Origin of the sequence: Cupriavidus consociatus, from assembly GCF_017814975.1 — a bacterium.
GTDB lineage: Bacteria > Pseudomonadota > Gammaproteobacteria > Burkholderiales > Burkholderiaceae > Cupriavidus > Cupriavidus consociatus.
Genome location: NZ_JAGIQA010000010.1, coordinates 182,150 through 202,243 on the forward strand (window position 1 = coordinate 182,150; position 20,094 = coordinate 202,243).

At 68.3% G+C, this 20,094-nt stretch carries 17 protein-coding genes; 11 read left to right on the forward strand and 6 right to left on the reverse strand.

Features of this window, described 5'->3' with window-relative positions; translation table 11 throughout:
- Positions 1 to 158: 158 nt before the first annotated feature.
- From argH to J8I82_RS15970, 3 genes are all read right to left on the reverse strand, one after another.
- Positions 159 to 1,571: an argininosuccinate lyase gene (gene argH / locus J8I82_RS15960; RefSeq protein ID WP_209759094.1), complete on the reverse strand. Its 1,413-nt coding sequence runs from the start codon at positions 1,569 to 1,571 to the stop codon at positions 159 to 161.
- 133 nt (positions 1,572 to 1,704) lie between these two features.
- Positions 1,705 to 2,451 (reverse strand): anti-sigma factor, encoded by a 747-nt coding sequence (locus tag J8I82_RS15965; protein ID WP_209759096.1) that lies wholly within the window; start codon positions 2,449 to 2,451, stop codon positions 1,705 to 1,707.
- A complete protein-coding gene (locus J8I82_RS15970) occupies positions 2,448 to 3,047 on the reverse strand; it encodes an RNA polymerase sigma factor (protein ID WP_209759097.1) in 600 nt (199 codons plus the stop codon). The genes J8I82_RS15965 and J8I82_RS15970 overlap by 4 nt, the downstream gene beginning before the upstream one ends.
- A gap of 144 nt (positions 3,048 to 3,191) precedes the next feature.
- On the opposite strand from J8I82_RS15970, the gene J8I82_RS15975 reads away from it, so the two are divergent.
- Positions 3,192 to 3,803, forward strand: coding sequence for a ferritin-like domain-containing protein (locus J8I82_RS15975; RefSeq protein WP_209759099.1), 612 nt, complete (start codon positions 3,192 to 3,194; stop codon positions 3,801 to 3,803).
- A gap of 239 nt (positions 3,804 to 4,042) precedes the next feature.
- Here J8I82_RS15975 and ppc read toward each other — a convergent pair whose 3' ends face one another.
- The gene (gene ppc, locus J8I82_RS15980) at positions 4,043 to 7,138 is read right to left on the reverse strand and encodes a phosphoenolpyruvate carboxylase (RefSeq protein ID WP_209759101.1); all 3,096 of its coding nucleotides are present in this window, start codon (positions 7,136 to 7,138) and stop codon (positions 4,043 to 4,045) included.
- Between the two features lie 70 nt (positions 7,139 to 7,208).
- Here ppc and hemC point away from each other — a divergent pair, with 70 nt between their 5' ends.
- From hemC to J8I82_RS15995, 3 genes are read left to right on the forward strand one after another with little or no spacing between them, the layout of a single operon-like run.
- The gene (hemC, locus tag J8I82_RS15985) at positions 7,209 to 8,228 is read left to right on the forward strand and encodes a hydroxymethylbilane synthase (protein WP_209759103.1); all 1,020 of its coding nucleotides are present in this window, start codon (positions 7,209 to 7,211) and stop codon (positions 8,226 to 8,228) included.
- A gap of 9 nt (positions 8,229 to 8,237) precedes the next feature.
- Complete coding sequence (hemDX, locus tag J8I82_RS15990; RefSeq protein WP_209759105.1) at positions 8,238 to 10,445, forward strand: fused uroporphyrinogen-III synthase HemD/membrane protein HemX; 2,208 nt, start codon at positions 8,238 to 8,240, stop codon at positions 10,443 to 10,445.
- A gap of 4 nt (positions 10,446 to 10,449) precedes the next feature.
- Complete coding sequence (locus tag J8I82_RS15995) at positions 10,450 to 11,640, forward strand: heme biosynthesis protein HemY (RefSeq protein WP_209759107.1); 1,191 nt, start codon at positions 10,450 to 10,452, stop codon at positions 11,638 to 11,640.
- Positions 11,641 to 11,657: 17 nt separating this feature from the next.
- On the opposite strand, the gene J8I82_RS16000 is transcribed toward J8I82_RS15995, so the two are convergent.
- Positions 11,658 to 13,226, reverse strand: coding sequence for a cryptochrome/photolyase family protein (locus J8I82_RS16000; protein ID WP_209759109.1), 1,569 nt, complete (start codon positions 13,224 to 13,226; stop codon positions 11,658 to 11,660).
- 150 nt (positions 13,227 to 13,376) lie between these two features.
- Between J8I82_RS16000 and J8I82_RS16005 the strand changes: the two genes are divergently transcribed.
- The 7 genes from J8I82_RS16005 (at position 13,377) to J8I82_RS16035 (ending at position 19,005) form a co-directional block, all read left to right on the forward strand.
- On the forward strand, positions 13,377 to 14,084 hold the full coding sequence (locus J8I82_RS16005; RefSeq protein ID WP_209759111.1) for a 16S rRNA pseudouridine(516) synthase: 708 nt from the start codon (positions 13,377 to 13,379) through the stop codon (positions 14,082 to 14,084).
- A gap of 122 nt (positions 14,085 to 14,206) precedes the next feature.
- Positions 14,207 to 14,779: a YqgE/AlgH family protein gene (locus J8I82_RS16010; protein ID WP_041681585.1), complete on the forward strand. Its 573-nt coding sequence runs from the start codon at positions 14,207 to 14,209 to the stop codon at positions 14,777 to 14,779.
- Positions 14,772 to 15,197 carry a Holliday junction resolvase RuvX gene (ruvX, locus tag J8I82_RS16015; RefSeq protein WP_209759113.1) on the forward strand — a complete coding sequence of 142 codons (426 nt, stop codon included), beginning with the start codon at positions 14,772 to 14,774 and terminating at the stop codon, positions 15,195 to 15,197. The genes J8I82_RS16010 and ruvX overlap by 8 nt, the downstream gene beginning before the upstream one ends.
- Positions 15,194 to 15,730: a bifunctional pyr operon transcriptional regulator/uracil phosphoribosyltransferase PyrR gene (pyrR, locus tag J8I82_RS16020; protein WP_209759115.1), complete on the forward strand. Its 537-nt coding sequence runs from the start codon at positions 15,194 to 15,196 to the stop codon at positions 15,728 to 15,730. The genes ruvX and pyrR overlap by 4 nt, the downstream gene beginning before the upstream one ends.
- A 97-nt stretch (positions 15,731 to 15,827) precedes the next feature.
- Positions 15,828 to 16,799 (forward strand): aspartate carbamoyltransferase catalytic subunit, encoded by a 972-nt coding sequence (locus J8I82_RS16025; protein ID WP_115704367.1) that lies wholly within the window; start codon positions 15,828 to 15,830, stop codon positions 16,797 to 16,799.
- Between the two features lie 68 nt (positions 16,800 to 16,867).
- Complete coding sequence (locus tag J8I82_RS16030) at positions 16,868 to 18,175, forward strand: dihydroorotase (protein WP_209759117.1); 1,308 nt, start codon at positions 16,868 to 16,870, stop codon at positions 18,173 to 18,175.
- Complete coding sequence (locus J8I82_RS16035; protein WP_209759119.1) at positions 18,172 to 19,005, forward strand: lysophospholipid acyltransferase family protein; 834 nt, start codon at positions 18,172 to 18,174, stop codon at positions 19,003 to 19,005. The genes J8I82_RS16030 and J8I82_RS16035 overlap by 4 nt, the downstream gene beginning before the upstream one ends.
- A 35-nt stretch (positions 19,006 to 19,040) precedes the next feature.
- Here J8I82_RS16035 and J8I82_RS16040 read toward each other — a convergent pair whose 3' ends face one another.
- A complete protein-coding gene (locus J8I82_RS16040; protein ID WP_209759120.1) occupies positions 19,041 to 19,889 on the reverse strand; it encodes a symmetrical bis(5'-nucleosyl)-tetraphosphatase in 849 nt (282 codons plus the stop codon).
- Positions 19,890 to 20,094: the final 205 nt, after the last annotated feature.

Sequence of the window (20,094 nt, forward strand, 5' to 3'; positions counted from 1 at the left end):
GTAACAAAAAGTGGCGGCGCTAGGGGCTACTACCTACGGACGATGGCGAGATTGCGCCAAAGCGGATAGCGCCAATGAAAAAAGCCACCAGGCTCGCGCCACGGTGGCTTTTTCTTGCGTAAAACTTACACGAAACTTACAGCGCGTTGTCCGGCTTCTTACAGCGCAGCGCGGGCCGCCGCAATGGCAGCTCGCACCTGGTCCGGCGCGGTGCCGCCGATATGGTCGCGCGCGGCGACCGAGCCTTCCAGCGTCAGCACGGCATGCACATCGTCGCCGATCAGCGCGGCCTTGTCGCCCAGGCCGGACACGTCGCGCAGCTCTGCCACGGTCAGGTCGGCCAGGTCACACTGGCGGCTGTCGCAGGCACGGACAGCGTGGGCCACGGCTTCGTGGGCATCGCGGAAGGGCAGGCCCTTCTTGACCAGGTAGTCGGCCAGGTCGGTGGCGGTGGCGTAGCCCTGCAGCGCGGCCGCGCGCATCGCTTCGGGCTTGACGGTGATGCCCGGCACCATGTCGGCGAAGATGCGCAGCGTGTCCACGACGGTGTCGACCGTGTCGAACAGCGGCTCCTTGTCTTCCTGGTTGTCCTTGTTGTACGCCAGCGGCTGGCCCTTCATCAGCGTCAGCAGGCCAATCAGGTGGCCATTGACGCGGCCCGTCTTGCCGCGCGCCAGTTCGGGCACGTCGGGGTTCTTCTTCTGCGGCATGATCGAGCTGCCGGTGCAGAAGCGGTCGGCGATGTCGATAAAGCCCACGCGCGGGCTCATCCACAGCACCAGCTCTTCCGAGAAGCGCGACACGTGCGTCATGACGAGCGCGGCGGCGGCGCAGAATTCGATGGCGAAGTCGCGGTCCGACACGGCGTCCAGCGAATTGCGGCAGACGCCATCGAAGCCCAGTTGCTGCGCCACGAACTCGCGGTCGATCGGATAGCTGGTGCCGGCCAGCGCGGCGGCGCCCAGCGGCAGGCGATTGACGCGCTTGCGGCAGTCGGCCATGCGCTCGGCATCGCGGGTGAACATTTCCACGTAGGCCAGCAGGTGGTGGCCGAAGGTGACCGGCTGCGCGACCTGCAGGTGGGTGAAGCCCGGCAGGATGGTGTCGGCGTTCTGGTCGGCCAGGTCGAGCAGCGCGGTGCGCAGCGCGCCAAGCAGGGCGATGATGCTGTCGATCTCGCTGCGCAGCCACAGGCGGATGTCGGTCGCGACCTGGTCATTGCGCGAGCGGCCGGTGTGCAGGCGCTTGCCGGCATCACCGACCAGCGCGGTCAGGCGCGCCTCGATATTCAGGTGGACGTCTTCCAGGTCCAGCTTCCATTCGAAATTGCCGGCCTCGATCTCGCCCTTGATCTGGGCCATGCCGCGCTCGATCTCGGCGCGGTCGGCCTCGGCAATGATGCCCTGCCTGGCCAGCATGGCCGCGTGGGCCAGCGAACCCTGGATGTCGAACAGGGCCAGGCGCTTGTCGAAGAACACCGAGGCGGTGTAGCGCTTCACCAGGTCGGACATCGGTTCGGAGAAGCGGGCGGACCAGGCTTCGCCTTTCTTGGCAAGTTGGGAGGTGGACATGGACGTCGGCTGCAGTGGCTCGCCGCGGGCGGCCGGCGCAAATGAGCGGCGGCGGGTGCTGGCGAATTGGAGATTTGGGAAAAGGGCGATTATATCGTCCGTCGGGGGCATGGCGGAGCCGGCCGGGCGCCCGTTACAGCGGGTTGTGGAGCACAGGCCCCTTGAAGACCACCGGGCCGCTCGGTCCGTCGGCATTGGGCGAGCCGCCGGTCGGCTCGATGCTGACCGCCAGGGCCGGCACCGCGGCGGGAGGCTCGGCCATCGCCAGGCGGGCCTGCGGCGCCCGTCCGATCACGCCGAGCGAGCGCGGCTTGCCGTCGGCCAGCAGGGCCCACAGCTGCAGCACCTGTCGCTCATTCAGCTTCAGGTGATCAAGGCGCCGCACGATCAGGCTGCGTGCGCTCGCGTCCCAGGACACCAGCATGGCGGGCTGCGCGCGGTCGTCGTTGAGCACGGCGATGACCGCAGCCGGTGCGGCTTCGCGTTGCTGTCCTATCTGCATGCCGATTCCGATCGACAGCACCGTCACCACGGCCATTGCCGCCGCCGCGCCGCGCCAGAATACCGGCGTCGACCACAGACGCTGCCACCAGCCGGCTGCCGGTTGTTCGGCGGGCCTGGCAGGCTTGTTGGCCTCGACGGGCGGCTTCCAGCCGAGCCGGGCTTCGATGCCGCACCAGACCTTGTCGACCGGTTCCGCCGTCGCCTGCAGCTCTGAAACGCCGGCCAGCCGGTCCTGCCAGCACAGGATGGCGGCGTGCACCGCCGGCTCTTCGCGCGCGAGGTGTTCCATGCGCCGGCGCGCGCCACCGCGCAGCACGCCCAGCGCGTACTGGGCGGCAAGGCGGTCGAGCAGCTCGGGGTGGGCGGCCAGCTTCATGTCGCCGCCTCCATGCAGTGGCGCAGCCGTTCCAGGCCGCGGCGCACCCAGGACTTGACCGTGCCCAGCGGCACGCGTAGCCGCGCCGCCAGTTCGGCATGGCTCAGGTCGTGCAGGTACGCCAGCACGATGGCCTGCCGCTGCGGCTGCTCCAGCCGTTGCAGGCAGCGGTTCAGCGCGCGCGCCTGCTGGCTGGCATCGGCCAGTTCGGCGGGCCCGGCGGCGGCGTCGGCCAGCCACTCGCCCAGGTCTTCTTCCAGCTCGACGGTCTGCGCCACGCGCGCGGCGGCGGCGCGGCGCAGGCAGTCGAGCGCCCGGTTGCGCACGATCGCGGTCATCCAGGTCATCGGCGCGGCCAGGTGCGGCCGGTAGTCGCCGGCGTGGTGCCAGATGCTGACAAAGCTTTCCTGCACGACGTCCTCCGCCCAATCGCGCCTGCCGGTGATACGCAGGGCGAGGCCAAACAGTTTCGTTGCGGTGAGGTCATAGAGGCCGCGCAGGGCCTGGCGGTCGCCCACGGCCACGGCCTGCAGCAGTGCCTCCAGCCGATCGGGACTGGCAGGCGCGGCATAGGACGGCTGGGAAGCGGACGGCACCGGGACGGGTCCTCGCAAGGGAGCTTTGCCGGATTATAGGTAGCGCCGCATCCAAACGCGCGGCGCGTGCGTAGAAGTGACAGGCGCAAGCCCGGCACCCCGGCCAACGGGGCGCCACGTTGTCATCCCTCACAGGAGAACACCATGGACCGCATGTCACAGACACCCGCGCACGAGGCGGGAACCATCGTCACGCTGCCGGATGCCCGCCGGCGGGGCTTGCTCAAGGCGCCCGGCCTGTTCGCGCTCGGCTCGCTGGCCGTCATCACGCTCGGGGAGTCGATGCCGGCGTGGGCGCAGACGCAGTCGGGCAGCACCCGGGACGACATCAATATCCTGAACACCGCGCTGGGGCTGGAATACCAGGCCATCGCCGCCTACCAGGTCGGCGCCGAAAGCGGGCTGCTGCAGAAGCCGGTGCTGGCCACCGCGGTGAAGTTCCAGGACCACCACAAGGCCCATGCGCAGGTGCTGGCCGGGACGGTGTCGAAGCTGGGTGGAACGCCGGTGGTGGCGAAGAAAGCGTCGGAATACAAGTTCCCGACCGAGAGCCTGAAGAACCAGGCCGATGTGCTGCGCTTCGCCGCCGGGCTGGAGAAGGGCGCGACCGCCGCCTACCTTGGGGTGCTGCCCAACTTCCACAATCGCGAGCTGACCCGGGCCGCCGGCAGCATCCTCGGGGACGAGGCAATGCACTGGGCCGTCCTGCTGCATGCCCTGGGCGAGGACCCGGTGCCGGGGGCGTTTGTGGGCTGAGGCGTTTAGATCGGCTGAATTGGCTGAAACTTGCCGATTGTTTGCTCCCCTCTCCCGCTAGCGGGAGAGGGGCAGGGGGTGAGGGCAGGCGTTGGCAGGCCTGCAGGGGGTCGATTTGCCGGCAGATCGGGGTCTGGCACCGGGGAGGCCGCCCGCCCGTTGCAGGCGCCAGCCCTCACCCCCGGCCCCTCTCCCACTGCGCGGGAGAGGGGTGCAAACCGGCAGCCTGACCGCGGCCGTCACCCCGTATTGCGCAACCCCGCCGCCACCCCATTGATCGTCAGGTGGATCCCCCGCCGTACGCGGATATCGTCGCCGTCCTTGCCCGCCCGGTAGCGCTTCAGCAATTCCACCTGCAGGTGGTTCAGCGGATCCAGGTAGGCAAAGCGGTTCTTGATCGACCGCGCCAGCAGCGGGTTGTCCGCCAGCCGGTCCTGGTGCCCGGTGATCAGCGCCAGCATCTCGCTGGTCAGGTGCCATTCCTTGCTGATGCGGTTGAACACGTTGCGGCGCAGCGCCGCGTCGTCGCACAGCTGCGCGTAGCGCGAAGCCACCGCCAGGTCGGTCTTGGCTAGCACCATGTCCATGTTGGACAGCAGCGTGGAGAAGAACGGCCAGGTCTTGACCATGCGGCGCAGCGTGGTGACGGCGGACTTGCGGGCCTTGTCGTCCGGCGCGCGGTCCAGCAGCGCCTTCACCGCGCTGCCGAAGCCGTACCAGCCCGGCAGCAGCAGCCGGCACTGGCCCCACGAGAAGCCCCACGGGATCGCCCGCAGGTCTTCGATGCGGCGGTGCTTCTTGTCCATCAGCTTGCGCGACGCCGGGCGCGAACCCAGGTTCAGGTCGGCGATCTCGGTGATCGGCGTGGTGGCGAAGAAGTAGTCCTTGAAGCCCGGGGTCTCGTAGACCAGGTCGCGGTAGGCCGAGAAGGCGCGGTCGGACAGCTGCTGCATCACCGCCTCGAACATGTCGAGGTCCTTGGGCGCGTTCTGCTGCGGCAGCAGCGACGCTTCCAGTGTCGCGGCGACCACCGTCTCCAGGTTGCGCCGGCCGATCTCGGCGTTGGCGAACTTGCTGTTGATGATCTCGCCCTGCTCGGTCAGGCGGATCTGGCCGTTGACCGTGCCCGGCGGCTGCGACAGGATCGCGTCGTAGGTCGGGCCGCCGCCGCGGCCGACCGTGCCGCCGCGGCCATGGAACAGGCGCAGCTTGACCTTGCGTTCCTCGAACAGCTGCACCAGCGCCAGCTCGGCCTTGTACAGCTCCCAGTTGGAGGTCAGGAAGCCGCCGTCCTTGTTGGAGTCCGAATAGCCGAGCATCACTTCCTGCTCGACGCCATGGTGAGCGATCACCGAATCGAAGCCCGGCAGGTCCAGCAGCGACTGCATGATGCCGGCGGCGTTGCGCAAGTCCTCGATGGTCTCGAACAGCGGGATCACCATCAGTTCCATGCGCGCCGGGTCGGACTTGCTGCCCAGCGTGCCCTGCAGCATGCCGGACTCCTTCTGCAGCAGCATCACTTCGACCAGGTCCGACAGCGTCTCGGTGTGCGAGATGATGTAGTTGCGCGCGATGCGCTTGCCGTAGCGCTTGCGCAGCTCGCGCGCGGCGGCAAAGATCGCCAGTTCCTTGCGGGTCTGCTCGGAGTACTCATGCCACGGCAGCGTCAGCAGGCGCGGCTGGCGCAGCTCGGCCAGCAGCAGTTCCAGCTTGCGCTGCTCGGGCAGGGCGGCGTAGTCGGCGGCAATGCCCGCGGCGGCGAACAGCTCGGCGATGACGGCTTCGTGCACGTCCGACACCTGGCGCATGTCGACCGACGCCAGGTGGAAGCCGAACACGCCGATGGCCCGCGCCAGCGCGTCGATGCGCGCGCCTGCCAGTGCCTGGCCGTGGTTTTCGCGCAGCGAGTCGATCACCACCTGCACGTCGGCGGCGAAGGCCTCGGCGTTGTCATAGGGCTCGGCCGGCGCCACCGGGCGGCGCGGCGCGGCATGGCCGGTCAGCGTCTTGCAGGTGGCGGCCAGGCGCGCGTAGATGCCGATCAGCGCACGGCGATACGGCTCGTCGGCGCGATGCTCGGAATGGTCGGGCGAGCGCTCGGCCAGTGCCAGCAGTTCGGCGCTGGCATCGACCATCAGCGTCGACATCGACAGCTCGGCGCCCAGCGCATGGACTTCATCCAGGTACCAGTCCAGGATCATCTGGGCCTGCTGGCTGGAGGCATGCTCGAGGGTCTCGGCGGTCACGTTGGGATTGCCGTCGCGGTCGCCACCGATCCACGAGCCCATCTGCAGGAATGGCGCCAGCGGCGCCGGCTGCGTGCCCGGGTTGCCTTTACGCTTGCGCGTGGCCGGGAATACCGCGGCGATGTCTTCTTCCAGTTCCGTCATCAGTCGCGGGATGCCGCGCAGGAAGCAGGTGCGGTAGTACGACAGCGCGTTGTCGATCTCGTCAGCCACCGTCAGGCGCGCGTCGCGCAGCATGCGGGTCTGCCACAGCGTGGTGACCTTGGCGCGCAGCTGGGCGGTGTTGTGCTCGCGCTCGCGCGCGGTGGTCGGCAGGTCGCGCTCGGCCAGCAGGCGGGCGATCTCGCGCTCTGCGTCCAGGATGCTCTTGCGCTGGACTTCGGTCGGGTGCGCGGTCAGCACCGGCACGATCAGCGCCTCGTCCAGGAACTTGCGCAGCTGCTTGCCGGTGACGCCGGCGGCGTCGATCTTCTCCAGCGCGTGCTGCAGGCTGCCGGCCTGCGGCGGCGAGCCGGCCAGCGCATGCACGCGGCGGCGGCGGTTATGGTGCTGGTCCTCGGCGATATTGGCCAGGTGCGAGAAATAGCTGAATGCGCGCACAACCTGGTTGGTCTGGTCGCGCGACAGGCGCTTGAGCAGGCGGTCCAGCTCGGCGCCGGCGGCGCGGTCGTTCTCGCGGCGGAAGCGCACCGCGGTCTGGCGGATGGTCTCGACCACCTCGAAGGCGGCGTCGCCTTCCTGTTCGCGCAGGCACTCGCCGAGCAGGCGGCCCAGGAAGCGGATGTCCTCGCGCAGCGGCAGATCCTTGTCAGGGGTGCGGCGGCCGGCGGCGGCCGCGACGGTGGTTCCGTTGCTCGACACGATGGAAAGCTGGGGTTTGGTGACGCGCTTCGCGGTGCGTGAGGAAGCGCCGCTGGTGCCTTCGGTGCTGCTGCGGCGGGCCGCGCGGGTCGGTTTGGTGGCGGATGCGCCATTTGCTTCACCCAGGCCGGCGGCCGGATTCTTCGCGGCGGAAGCGCCGGCGGATGTGCCCGAAGCGCCCGAAGCGGCGGTCTTGCGGCCAGTGGGGCGCGCAGCGTGCTGCGTCATGCAATCTCCTCGTCTGCTTATCTGATATATGGTGCGGAGCGGCTATTGGGTCGCGTGCTACCATTCACGGATGCAAGCATCCGCCACCCCGTCTTCCTCTACCGCCGTCGTGTCTAGCAACCTTCCGCAAAAGCTCGTCATTGCCTCCCGCGAGAGCCGTCTGGCCATGTGGCAGGCTGAACATGTGCGTGCTGCGTTGCAACAATACTATCCCGCGTGCGACGTGTCCATTCTTGGCATGACCACGCGCGGAGACCAGATTCTAGACCGTACGCTGTCGAAAGTCGGCGGCAAGGGTTTGTTTGTCAAGGAACTGGAGTTCGCGATGGACGAAGGCCGCGCGGACCTGGCGGTGCATTCGCTCAAGGATGTGCCGATGGAACTGCCCGCCGGCTTCGCGCTGACCGCCGTCATGGAGCGCGAAGACCCCCGCGACGCGCTGGTTTCGAACAGCTTCGCCTCGCTCGACGAGATGCCGCCCGGCACCGTGGTCGGCACCTCCAGCCTGCGCCGCGAGGCCCTGCTGCGCACCCGCTATCCGCACCTGGTGGTCAAGCCGCTGCGCGGCAACCTCGACACGCGGCTGGGCAAGCTCGACCGCGGCGAATATGGCGCCATCATCCTGGCCGCCGCGGGGCTCAAGCGCCTGGGCTTGCATGACCGCATCCGCGCGCTGATCCCCGTCGAATCGTCGCTGCCTGCTGCCGGGCAGGGCGCGCTTGGCATCGAGATCCCTGCCAACCGCCCCGAGCTGGCCGCATGGCTGGCTTCGCTCAACCACCAGCCGACACTGCTGGCCGTGACTGCGGAACGTGCCGTGGCGCGCATGCTGGGCGGTTCGTGCCAGGTGCCGCTGGCCGCCCACGCATACTGGGAAGGCGACCAGCTCAAGCTTGATGCCTTTGTCGGGATGCCCGACGGCACGCGCGGCCTGCGCGCCGCGGCCGCAGGCCCGGCCGCCGATCTGGCCGCCGCCGAGGCGCTGGGCCAGGCCTGTGCGCGCGACCTGCTTGCGCAAGGGGCCGAAGCGATTCTCGCCGCGCTCGACGATCGGGCAGCCGGCTCGCCCGGCACGCAAGCACCCGCCTGAGGCTGACCGATGCCCCGCCCGACCGTCGTTGTCACACGACCCGCCGGGCAGTCCCGGCAACTGACCGAGGCGCTGCAGGCCGCCGGTCTCGACGTGCTCAGCTTTCCGCTGCTGGCGATCGGCCCGGCCGCCGACGATGCGCCGCTGCGCGCGGCGCTGACGCGGCTAGATCAATTTGCGCTGGTGGTCTTTGTCAGTCCCAACGCCATTGCCTATGCGCTGGATGCGCTGGCCGGCGTGCAGGGCGCCGCCACGGCGCAATGGCCGGCGCAGGTGCCGGCCGCTGTGGTGGGTCCGGCCAGCGTGGCGGCGTTGGCCGAGCGTGGCATCGCGCCGCCGACCTGCCGGGTGATCGCGCCGGCCGGCGCCGCCGCGAACGGGCAGGGCGCCGATGACGCCGGCGACAACGGCCATCATGGCCTCAATCACGACTCGAACCACGACTCGAACCACGACGCCGATGGCCCGCGCTTCGATTCCGAGGCACTCTGGGCCCGGCTCGATCCCGCCGCGCTCGCCGGCAAGCCCGTCCTGATCGTCCGCGGTAACGGCGGCCGCGACTGGCTCGGCGACCGCCTGCGTGAAGCCGGCGCCCAGGTCGAGGCCGTCGAGGCCTACCGGCGCACGCTGCCCGAGCCCGGGGCCATGCAATGGCAGGCCGTGCGCGACAGCCTGCAGGCGGGCGCGCCGCCCCATGTATGGCTGCTGACCAGCTCCGAAGCCGTGCGTAACCTCGACACGCTCGCTCGTCAACAGCTTTCACCGCAGGAAAATGCCGGCCTGCGGCAGGTGCAGTGCATCGCGCCGCATGCGAGAATCGCCGAACAAGCGCTGGCACTGGGCTTCAGCCACATCCTGCGCGCCGCGCCGGGCGATGCCGGCCTGCTCGCGGCGTGCCTGCAATGGGCGGATGCCCACGCCGGTCCGGTGCCGGCCCCGGTGCCCGCTGTGCCTGAAGCTCGCGGTGCGTCCGGTGTATCTGGTGCATCCGGCCGCGCCAGCGCGATAACAGACACCGACCCGGCGCGCGCCGGGGCACCGGCGCTCGCGCCGGCTGTCGCAGTCCCTGCAACGTCAACGAAGGTCGAACGCGTGACGCAAGAAACCACGTCCTCCTCCGCTACGCCGCCGCCCTCGGCGGCCTCCGCGCCCGCTCCGGGCCCCGGCGCTCCCGCTTCGTCCGCCGGCCACCTTGCCGCCGCGCGCAAGCCCGCGGCGCTGTGGGCCCTGGTGGCCGTGCTGGTGGTCGCCACCGCCGGCGGCTTCTGGTGGCTGCAGCAGCGCGTGGACCACCTGACCGGCGAACTGGCCCGGCGCCAGCAAAGCAACGATGCGCTGGTGCAGGAGTCGCGCGTGCTGACGCGCAATGCGCAGGACACCGTCAAGGAACTGCAGGCCAAGGTCGGCGCGCTCGAGAACCAGGTCGGCGAGACCCGCGACAAGCAGGTGGCGCTGGAGCAGGTCTACCAGGACCTGATGCGCAACCGCGACGACTGGGAAATCGCCGAGATCCAGCAACTGCTGACCAACGCCGGCCAGCAGTTGCAGCTGACCGGCAACGTGCAGGTCGCGCTGGCCGCGCTGCAGAGCGCCGACGCGCGCCTGGCGCGCGCCGACAAGCCGCAGTACAACCTGCTGCGCCGTGCCATCGCCCGCGACATCGCGCGCATGAAGGCCGTGCCCGACACCGACCTGACCGGCGCCGCGATCAAACTGGACGAAGCCATCAACCAGGTCGACGCGCTGCCGCTGCTGTCCAGCGAACGCATGCTCGAACGCACCGAGGCCGATGCCCGCAAGGATGGCGCGGCCGGCAAGGGCGGCGCCAGCGCCCCGGCGGCGGCTGCTGCCACCAACGGCTGGTTCTCCCGCCTGTGGACCTACCTGCGCGATGAAATGGCCCAGGTCGTCCGCATCCGCAAGGTCGATGATGCCGAGGCGCTGCTGCTGTCCGGCGACCAGGGCTGGTTCCTGCGCGAGAACGTCAAGCTGCGCCTGCTCAATGCGCGGCTGGCGCTGCTGTCGCGCAACGAGCCGGTGTTCCGCAATGACCTGGCCGCGGCGCAGGCGATGATCGGCCGCTATTTCGACACCAAGTCGCGCCGCGTGCAGGGCGTGCTGACCCTGCTCAGGCAGGCACAGGCAGGCGCGGTGACGGTGCAGCTGCCGACCATGTCCGAGAGCCTGGGCGCGTTGAACGCCCTGAAGAAGGAGTAAGCCCATGCGCCTTCTGTTCTGGGTTGCGGTCCTGTTCGGCGGCGCCGTCGGGCTGGCGCTGTTCACGCAGTTCAACCACAGCAATGTGGTGCTGTTCTATCCACCGTACCGCGTCGAGCTGTCGCTGAACCTGGCGCTGGCCTTGCTGCTGCTGCTGTTCTTCGTGGTCTGGACGGTGATGTCCACCATCCGCCATCTGGGCGAGATGCCGCGCCGCGCCGCCGCCTACCGCGAGCGCAGCCGCATGAGCAAGGCGCAGGCGGCGCTGCGCGAGTCGATCGAAAACCTGTTCGCCGGCCGCTTTGCCCGCGCCGAACGCTGCGCGCGCGAGGCCCAGTCGTGGGAAGACCAGGCCCAGACCGCCGCGCTGATCGGCGCGCGCGCCGCGCACCGGATGCAGGAGACCGACCGGCGCGACGCCTGGATGTCGCAGGTCACCGATCCCGAGCGCGAGCAGGCCCGGCTGGTGTCGATGGCCGAGCTGCTCGTCGATGCCCGCGACGCCGACGGCGCGCTGGAAACCATCGCCCAGCTGCAGGCGCAGGGCGCGCGCCAGATCCACGTGCAGCGCATCGCGCTGCGCGCGCACCAGCACCTGAAAAACTGGTCAGAAGTGCTGCGCCTGGCGCGCTCGCTGGAGAAGCGCAACGCGCTGCATCCGGTGCTGGCGCTGCGGCTCAAGCAGATGGCGGTCGAGGCCATGCTCGACGAGCGCCGCCACGATGCCGACGCCCTGGGCGAGTTCTGGCGCTCGCTGTCCGCCGACGAACGCCGCGCCACGCGCATCGCCGAACCCGCCGCGCGCTACTTCGCTGCGCTGGGCCGCCAGAACGAAGCCCGCCGCATCATCGAGGACGCGCTCAAGTTCAACTGGGACAGCCGCCTGGTGCTGCGCTATGCCGACTGCGCCGTGCCCGGCCACGCGCTGCCCCAGATCCAGCAGGCCGAGAAATGGCTGGCCGGGCATCCCGCCGACGCCGACCTCTACTACACGCTGGGCGTGTTGTGCCTGGGCGAGAAGCTGTGGGGCAAGGCCCAGTCCAGCTTCGAGCGCGCGCTGAAGTACGCCGATATCGACCAGCAGCGCCGGCTGCGCGTGCGCACGCACCTGGCGCTGGCGCGGCTGTTCGAGGAAACCGAGCGTTTCGAGGACGCGCAGCGGCACTATCGCGAAAGCGCCATGCTGGCGGCCTGAGCAGCCGGCTCCGACACTCATTCGTCCGGGCCGTCCTGTTCCATGCCGGCGGCGCTGCGCTTGCCGGCTTCCTTCACCACCCCATAGCGCCCCAGCGTTTCCTTGCGTGCCACATCGTGCTGCACCAGCGGACGCGGGTAGTCCTCGCCCAGGCGCACGCCGGCATCCGCCAGCACAGGGTCGGGGGCGGTCCATGGCGCATGCAGGTACTTGTCCGGCAACGCCGCCAGCTGTGGCAGGTACTTGCGGATAAAGCGCCCCTGCGGGTCAAACTTCTCCGATTGGGTCACCGGGTTGAAGATGCGGAACCACGGTTGCGCATCGCAGCCGGTTGACGCCGCCCATTGCCAGCCGCCGTTGTTGGCGGACAAATCGAAGTCATTGAGCTGGTCGGCAAAGTACTGCTCGCCGCGGTGCCAGTCCACGCCCAGGTCCTTGACCAGGAAGCTGGCCGTTACCATGCGCAGCCGGTTGTGCATGTAGCCGCTCTGCCGGATCTGCAGCATGGCGGCATCGACCAGCGGATAGCCGGTGGCCGCATCGCACCAGGCGCGGAAATAGCGCTCTCCGGTTGCGCCGTCCTGCCAGCGGATCTTGTCGTAGGCCGGGTGGAAGGCGGCGCCATCGGCCACGCGCGGATGGTGGTGCAGGATCATGAAATAGAAATCGCGCCAGATCAGCTCCGACAGCCACACCGCCGCGCCTGCGCTGTCCGCGCCGCCGCGCAGCACCGCTTCATGCGCGGCGCGTGCCAGCGTGCGGATGGAGATGGTGCCGAACCGCAGATGCACCGACAGGTAGCTGGGACCGCGCAAGGCAGGGTAGTCGCGGCGGCGGCCGTATTCGCCGATGCGCTCGGCGAATTCCTCGAACAGGGCTTGCGCACCGGCGGCGCCGGTCGGCATGGCGATCTCGGCGAGGTTGCTGGTGCGAAAGCCGATTTGGTCGAGCGTGGGCAACGGCTTGTGATACGCCTTGGGTACCGGCGCCAGCGCTTGCAGGTACGGGTCGATCGGATACGGGCGCAGGTCGAACGGCTGCACCGTCCGCAGCCAGGCATTCTTGTAGGGCGTGAACACCGAGAAGGGCTTGCGTTGGCCGTTCAGGATCTCGTCGCGTTCGAAGATGGCCTGGTCCTTGAACGTGAACAGCAAGCGCGCCTGTGCCGCCAGCGCCTGGCGCACGGTGTCATCGCGTGCCATGGCGGCAGGCTCGTAGTCGTGGTTGGCAAAGACCGCCTGGACGTCCAGTGCTTGCGCCAGTGCGGGAATGGCGTCGACGGCGCGATCGTCCAGCACGATCAGTCCGCCGCCGCCCACGGCCAGCGTGTGGGCCAGTTCCCGCAATGACTCGAGGATGAATTCGACGCGCCGGTCGGCCTGCAGGCCGCGCGCCAGCAGCGGATCGAGGATGTCGCGGTCGAACACGAAGACACACCATACCCGGGCACAGTGCCTGAGGGCATAATGCAGCGCCGCGTGGTCGCTGGCGCGCAGGTCGCGCCGGAACCAGACCAGCCCGCGCTCGAAATCCTGGCCGATACGGTACGGTTTGCGGCCCGATGCCGATGAGTCTGCTGGCTGCATGCTCGCTGCCTGACGGAGTCGAAGGAATGCGCGCAATGATGCCGGGAAATGGCTGCCGCCGGGGGGCGCGCCGGATTCGTCCTGCCAATACCCTAACATAGCGGTTCGGCACGATCCGCCGCTCCGACCAACGAATCAGCAACAAAGCACATGACACTCGACCGCATCCTCCAATCCCAGGGCTTCGGCACCCGCCGCTACTGCGGCGACCTGGTCGCCGCCGGACTGGTCGAAGTCAACGGCGAGCTGTGCGAGGATCCGCGCGCCCAGTTCGAGGTGGACGGCCTGCGCCTGACCGTCGACGGCGAGGATTGGATCGCCTGTACCAAGGCCTACCTGATGCTGAACAAGCCCGCCGGCTATGAATGCTCGCAGCGCCCGCGCCACCATCCCAGCGTGTACAACCTGCTGCCGGTGCCGCTGCGCCAGCGCGAGGTCCAGGCCGTAGGCCGGCTCGACCACGACACCACCGGGCTGCTGTTGCTGACCGATGACGGCCAGTTCATTCACGCCCAGACCTCGCCCAAGCGCAAGGTGCCCAAGGTGTATGAAGTGACGACCGCGGAGCCGGTCACGCCGGAACAGGCGCAGGCGCTGGTCACCGGCGTACAGCTGCTGGACGAACCGGCGCCGATCGCGGCAGAAGCCTGCGAGATCACCGGCGAACGCAGCCTGCGCCTGACCTTGCTGCAGGGCAAGTACCACCAGGTCAAGCGCATGGTGGTCGCGGCGGGCAACCACGTCAGCGCCCTGCATCGCAGCGCGCTCGGCAGCCTGCAACTGGATCCGGAACTGGCGGAAGGGGAATGGCGCTGGCTCACAGCGGACGAACTCGCGGCGCTGACCCGCAAGGGATGAACAAAGGCCGTATCATCGGTGCGTAACTCCCGGCAAGCGGCCTGCGCGGGCGCCCATTGCTGCACTGCAACGCCCGCCAATCTTTTCCGGAAGACCCCCGGCGATTTGATAAAATGCAAGGCATGGCGAAGCCCGAAGCACCCATCAATCTGACCAATCAGTTCCTGATTGCCATGCCTGGCATGGCTGATCCGACCTTTTCGGGTTCCGTCGTCTATATCTGCGAACACAACGAGCGTGGCGCGCTCGGGCTGGTGATCAACCGGCCCATCGACATCGACATGGCCACGCTGTTCGACAAGATCGACCTCAAGCTTGAAATCCAGCCGGTGGCGCACCAGCCGGTCTACTTCGGCGGCCCGGTGCAGACCGAGCGCGGCTTCGTGCTGCATGACCCGGTCGGCGTCTATGTCTCGTCGCTGGCGGTGCCCGGCGGGCTCGAAATGACCACCTCCAAGGACGTGCTGGAGGCCGTGGCCAACGGCAGCGGCCCGCACCGCTTCCTGCTGACGCTAGGCTATTCCGGCTGGGGTGCCGGCCAGCTGGAAGAAGAACTCAGCCGCAACGGCTGGCTGACCGTCCAGGCCGATCCCGAGATCATCTTCAGCGTGCCGCCCGAAGGCCGCTTTGCCGCGGCCATCGGCCTGCTGGGCGTCGACGTCAACATGCTGTCTGGCGAGGCCGGGCATGCCTGATGCCGTGGGGCGCGAACTGCCCCGCGACGGCACGGTCCTGGCATTCGACTACGGCGAAAAAAAGATCGGCGTCGCGCTGGGCAATTTCATCACGCGCGAGGCGCGTGCGCTGACCATTCTCCCCAATATCACCGTTGAAGGCCGCTTCGAAGCCGTGGGTGCGCTGATCCAGGAATGGAACCCGGTGCAGCTGATCGTCGGCATGCCGGTCAACCCGGATGGCGAAGAACAGCCGATGATGCGGCTGGCGCGGCGCTTCGGCAACCAGCTCAATGGCCGCTTCAACCTGCCGGTGGAATGGGTGGACGAGCGCTATTCCTCGCGCGCCGCGTCGATGGCCGGCGCGCGCCGCGGCGAACTCGACGCCGAAGCCGCGCGCATCATCCTGCAACAGTATTTCGACCAATTCCCGCTATGACGCAGATTTCCGCACCCGACGCCGAGGCGCTGTACCGCAAGCTGCTGGACCAGGCCCGCGCCCTGATCCCCGACGCCGAGCGTGAACGCTGGTCGGTGGCAGGCATCCATTCCGGCGGGGCGTGGATTGCCGCGCGCCTGGCCAGCGACCTGAACCTGCCCGAGCATGGCGTGATCAACGTCGCCTTCCATCGCGACGACTACGCCAAGAAAGGCCTGCACAGCCAGGCCCAGTCGACCACGCTGCCGTTTGCCGTGGAAGACCGCAACATCCTGCTGATCGACGACGTGCTGGCTACCGGCCGCACTATCCGCGCCGCCGTCAACGAACTGTTCGACTACGGCCGCCCGGCGCGCGTGGCGCTGGGCGTGCTGGCCGACCGTGGCGGGCGCCAGTTGCCGATCGCCGCCGACCTGGTGGCCGCCGAGATCGAGCTGCCGCGCGGCACGACGCTGGTGCTGTCGCGCCAGGGCGAGGGCGCTGACGCGCGCTTCGCCTTCGCCAACGAACCCACCGATACTGCCGCCGGCTGAGCCGGCGTTGCCTGCCAGGCGCTGCATTGCACTGTAGCGCGCCTGGCGACCGCCACGAGACCAGACCACCCCGTTTTTTGCCCGCGCCCGACCTGCCATGACCAAGACGTTCCGCAACCCGCAGCTCACCAAGAACGGCGAACTGAAGCATTTGCTGTCGATCGAGGGGTTGTCGCGTGACATGATCACGCACATCCTTGACACCGCCAGCCAGTTCGTATCGCTGTCCGACTCAGACCGCGATGTCAAGAAGGTGCCGCTGCTGCGCGGCAAGAGCGTGTTCAACCTGTTCTTCGAGAACTCCACCCGAACCCGCACCACCTTCGAGATCGCGGCCAAGCGGCTGTCGGCGGACGTGCTCAACCTGAACATCAATGCGTCGTCGACCAGCAAGGGCGAGTCGCTGCTCGACACCATCAACAACCTGTCGGCCATGTCCGCCGACATGTTCGTGGTGCGCCATGCCAGCTCGGGAGCGCCCTACCTGATCGCCGAGCACGTCGCGCCGCACGTGCACGTGATCAATGCGGGCGACGGCCGCCATGCGCACCCGACGCAGGGTCTGCTGGATATGTACACGATCCGGCACTTCAAGAAGGACTTCACCAACCTGACGGTGGCCATCGTCGGCGATATCCTCCACTCGCGCGTGGCGCGCTCGGATATCCACGCGCTGACCACGCTCGGCGTGCCTGAGGTGCGCGCCATCGGGCCGCGCACGCTGCTGCCGTCCGGCCTGGAACAGATGGGCGTGCGCGTCTTCCACAACATGGAAGAGGGCCTCAAGGGCGTCGACGTAGTCATCATGCTGCGGCTGCAGAACGAGCGCATGAGTGGCGCGCTGCTGCCCTCCGCACAGGAATACTTCAAGGCCTATGGCCTGACGCCTGAGCGCCTGGCGCTGGCCAGGCCCGACGCCATCGTGATGCACCCGGGCCCGATGAACCGCGGCGTCGAGATTGACTCTGCCGTGGCCGACGGCTCGCAATCGGTGATCCTGAACCAGGTGACCTTCGGCATCGCCGTGCGCATGGCGGTGATGGGCATCGTGGCAGGGAACAACGACTGACAACGATGCGGCATAGCCAAGACCTACCGAACACGCCAAGCGATACGACCGATACGACAAGCCAAGCTATGAAGATTCACATCCAGGGCGGCCGCCTGATCGACCCCGCCAGCAATACCGATGCCGTCCAGGACCTCTATCTCGCCGCCGGCAAGATCGTCGGCGTTGGCAGCGCCCCGGCGGACTTCACCGCCAACAAGGTCGTCGACGCCAAGGGCCTGATCGTGTGCCCCGGCCTGGTAGACCTGTCCGCGCGCCTGCGCGAACCCGGCTACGAGTACAAGGCCACCCTCGAATCCGAAGTCGCCGCCGCCGCCGCCGGCGGCGTCACCAGCCTGATCTGCCCGCCCGACACCGACCCCGTGCTGGACGAGCCGGGCCTGGTCGAGATGCTCAAGTTCCGCGCCCGCACGCTGAACCAGACCCACGTCTACCCGCTGGGCGCGCTGACGCTGGGGCTGAAGGGCGAAGTGCTGACCGAAATGAACCAGCTGACCGAGGCTGGCTGCGTCGGCTTCAGCCAGGCCGAGGAGCCGGTGCGCAACACCCAGGTGCTGCTGCGCGCGCTGCAGTACGCGCAGACCTTCGGCTTTACGGTCTGGCTGCGCCCGGAAGATCCCTTCCTGGGCGGCGGCGTGGCCGCCAGCGGCGCGGTCGCATCGCGCCTGGGCCTGTCCGGCGTGTCCGTGATCGCCGAGACCGTGCGCCTGCACACCATCTTCGAACTGATGCGCTCCACCGGCGCCCGCGTGCACCTGTGCCGCCTGTCCTCCGCCGCCGGGCTGGAACTGGTGCGCCAGGCCAAGCGCGAAGGCCTGCCGGTCAGCTGTGACGTCAATATCCATCACGTCTCATTGACCGACATGGATATCGGCTACTTCAACTCCCAGATGCGCTTTTCGCCGCCGCTGCGCAGCACCCGCGACCGCGACGCCATCGTCGCCGCACTGGCCGACGGCACCATCGACGCGCTGTGCTCCGACCACACCCCGGTGGACGACGACGAGAAGCTGCTGCCCTTCGCCGAAGCCACCCCTGGCGCTACCGGCCTGGAACTGCTGCTGCCGCTGACCCTGCGCTGGGCCGCCGAGCACAAGGTGCCGCTGGCGCAGGCGCTGGCCCGCATCACCTCCGAGCCCGCCCGCGTGAGCGGCCTGAAGGCCGGCACGCTGGCCGCCGGTGCCGCCGCCGATGTCTGCGTGTTCGATCCCAAACAGGTGTGGAAGGTCGATCGCCGCTCGCTCAAGAGCCAGGGCAAGAACACGCCGTGGCTCGGCTACGAGATGGAAGGCAGGGTGCGCATGACTCTCGTCGGCGGCCAGATCGTATATGGCAACGGCAGCGGCAACGGTAACGGCAACCACGCCAACGCATGATCTGGCTGCGCAAGACCGCGCTGGTGCTGCACCTGCTGCGTGGGCTGCTGACCTGCGCGGTGCTGTTCCCATGGCTCGGCGCGCGCTCGCGCGCCTGGCACATCCGGCGCTGGTCGCGGCGGTTGCTGCGCATCTGCGGGGTGCAGGTCGAAGTCGTCGACGTTCGCGGCGAGCCCTCGCACGGTGCCGCGCGCCAGGGTGCGCTGGTCGTGTCCAACCATATCTCGTGGCTGGACATCTATGTGATCCATAGCTGGCAGCCCGTACGGTTCGTTGCCAAATCCGAGATCCGCAGCTGGCCGCTGATCGGTTGGCTGTGTGACAAGACCGGCACCATCTTTATCGAACGCGCGCGCAAGCGCGACGCCCACCGGGTCCTGCACGACATCACCGATGTCATGCTGCAGGGCGACCTCGTCGGCGTGTTCCCCGAAGGGACCACCACCGACGGCACCGGGGTGCTGCCGTTCCACGCCAACCTGATGCAGGCTCCGATCTCCGGCGGGCTGCCGGTGCAGCCTATCGGACTGAACTACCTGGACGCAGCCACCGGCAAGCCGACGCTGGCCGCCGCCTATATCGACGACACCACGCTACTGCAGTCGCTGAACGCCGTCCTGCGCGCCCCGCGCATCAAGGCGCGGGTGGTCATCGGTCCGCCGCTGGCGCCGGTGTCCGCCGACCGCCGCGAGCTGGCAAGCGCCGCCCGCGAGGTCGTGCAGCATCTCGCGCAGGGTGCCGGTGACGAGGCCGTGGCAACGGTCGAGCGGCTGAACCAGCCTGCCAACCCTGCCGCGGAATCTGCGGTAGCCTCCGCTGTCATCAGCTAGCGCGGTTGTCGTCCCCGCCAACGCGGGATTGCGCCTCAGGCCAGCGGATCACAATATTGCGGGCAATCCACCTGGACTACGGTCCGCTCTGCCGGATCCGCCGCCATGCGCGCCGCCGTCAGCTTGCCGCCCCAGACGCAGCCGGTATCCAGTGCCATCAGGTCCGGCCGCATCACCAGGCCCAGCGTCGACCAGTGCCCGCACACCACGGTCACATCCCCGGTGCGCCGTCCCGGCACATCGAACCACGGCATAAAGCCATCCGGCGCCTTGCCGAGCCCTTCCTTGGTCTTGAAGTCCATCACGCCATCGACGGTGCAATAGCGCAATCGGGTAAGGGCATTGACCACCACGCGATGCCGTTCGATGCCGCGCAGGCCGTCGTGCCAGCGGTCGGGGGTGTTGCCGAAGATGTCGGCGAGGAAGCCTTGCCAGTTGGGGCCCTGAAGTTGGGCTTCGACTTCCTGGGCTAGGTCGATGACCTGGGTGGCGGTCCATTGGGGGAGGACGCCGGCGTGGACTAGGAGGAAGTTGTTTTCCTTGAGGGCTAGGGGGCGGTGGCGGAGCCAGGTGAGGAGTTCGGCATGATCGGGGGCGGCAACGATCTCGTCGATCGTGTCAGACGAACCCTTCTTGCGCACGCCCGCGGCGACTGCCAGCATGTGAATGTCGTGGTTGCCGAGAACAGTCTCGGCGCGTGAGCCCATCGCCTTGACAGTGCGCAATGTCTCCATTGAGGCCGGGCCGCGGTTGACGATATCGCCAACGAAGCGCAGCGGTGCTTCGGGCGGCAGCTTGCCAAGGATGTCGCGGAGGGAAGGGGAGCAGCCCTGGAGATCGCCAATGGCGAAGGGCGATTCTGAGCGGAGTCGATTAACGGACATTGGGGAGTCGCCGATATTGCAGATAGTCGGGAAGTTTCGGCAGGAAATTCACGTAGCATCGCATAATCGATTCGACGAAGCGTTACAAGACGCTACAAAAAGTTAGGTATTGAGCCGGGTCAGAGGGCTCGGCTCAGATAGAATACCGCCACTTCCACGAGGACTTAAGGATTCCGCCAGCTTCCACAGGCACTGGCGGACGGTC

Coding starts and splice junctions, on each gene's coding strand:
- argH (WP_209759094.1), bottom strand. CDS start 1,571: ATGTCCACCTCCCAACTTGCCAAGAAAGGCGAAGCCTGGTCCGCCCGC.
- J8I82_RS15965 (WP_209759096.1), bottom strand. CDS start 2,451: ATGAAGCTGGCCGCCCACCCCGAGCTGCTCGACCGCCTTGCCGCCCAG.
- J8I82_RS15975 (WP_209759099.1), top strand. CDS start 3,192: ATGGACCGCATGTCACAGACACCCGCGCACGAGGCGGGAACCATCGTC.
- ppc (WP_209759101.1), bottom strand. CDS start 7,138: ATGACGCAGCACGCTGCGCGCCCCACTGGCCGCAAGACCGCCGCTTCG.
- hemC (WP_209759103.1), top strand. CDS start 7,209: ATGCAAGCATCCGCCACCCCGTCTTCCTCTACCGCCGTCGTGTCTAGC.
- hemDX (WP_209759105.1), top strand. CDS start 8,238: ATGCCCCGCCCGACCGTCGTTGTCACACGACCCGCCGGGCAGTCCCGG.
- J8I82_RS15995 (WP_209759107.1), top strand. CDS start 10,450: ATGCGCCTTCTGTTCTGGGTTGCGGTCCTGTTCGGCGGCGCCGTCGGG.
- J8I82_RS16000 (WP_209759109.1), bottom strand. CDS start 13,226: ATGCAGCCAGCAGACTCATCGGCATCGGGCCGCAAACCGTACCGTATC.
- J8I82_RS16005 (WP_209759111.1), top strand. CDS start 13,377: ATGACACTCGACCGCATCCTCCAATCCCAGGGCTTCGGCACCCGCCGC.
- J8I82_RS16010 (WP_041681585.1), top strand. CDS start 14,207: ATGGCGAAGCCCGAAGCACCCATCAATCTGACCAATCAGTTCCTGATT.
- ruvX (WP_209759113.1), top strand. CDS start 14,772: ATGCCTGATGCCGTGGGGCGCGAACTGCCCCGCGACGGCACGGTCCTG.
- pyrR (WP_209759115.1), top strand. CDS start 15,194: ATGACGCAGATTTCCGCACCCGACGCCGAGGCGCTGTACCGCAAGCTG.
- J8I82_RS16025 (WP_115704367.1), top strand. CDS start 15,828: ATGACCAAGACGTTCCGCAACCCGCAGCTCACCAAGAACGGCGAACTG.
- J8I82_RS16030 (WP_209759117.1), top strand. CDS start 16,868: ATGAAGATTCACATCCAGGGCGGCCGCCTGATCGACCCCGCCAGCAAT.
- J8I82_RS16035 (WP_209759119.1), top strand. CDS start 18,172: ATGATCTGGCTGCGCAAGACCGCGCTGGTGCTGCACCTGCTGCGTGGG.
- J8I82_RS16040 (WP_209759120.1), bottom strand. CDS start 19,889: ATGTCCGTTAATCGACTCCGCTCAGAATCGCCCTTCGCCATTGGCGAT.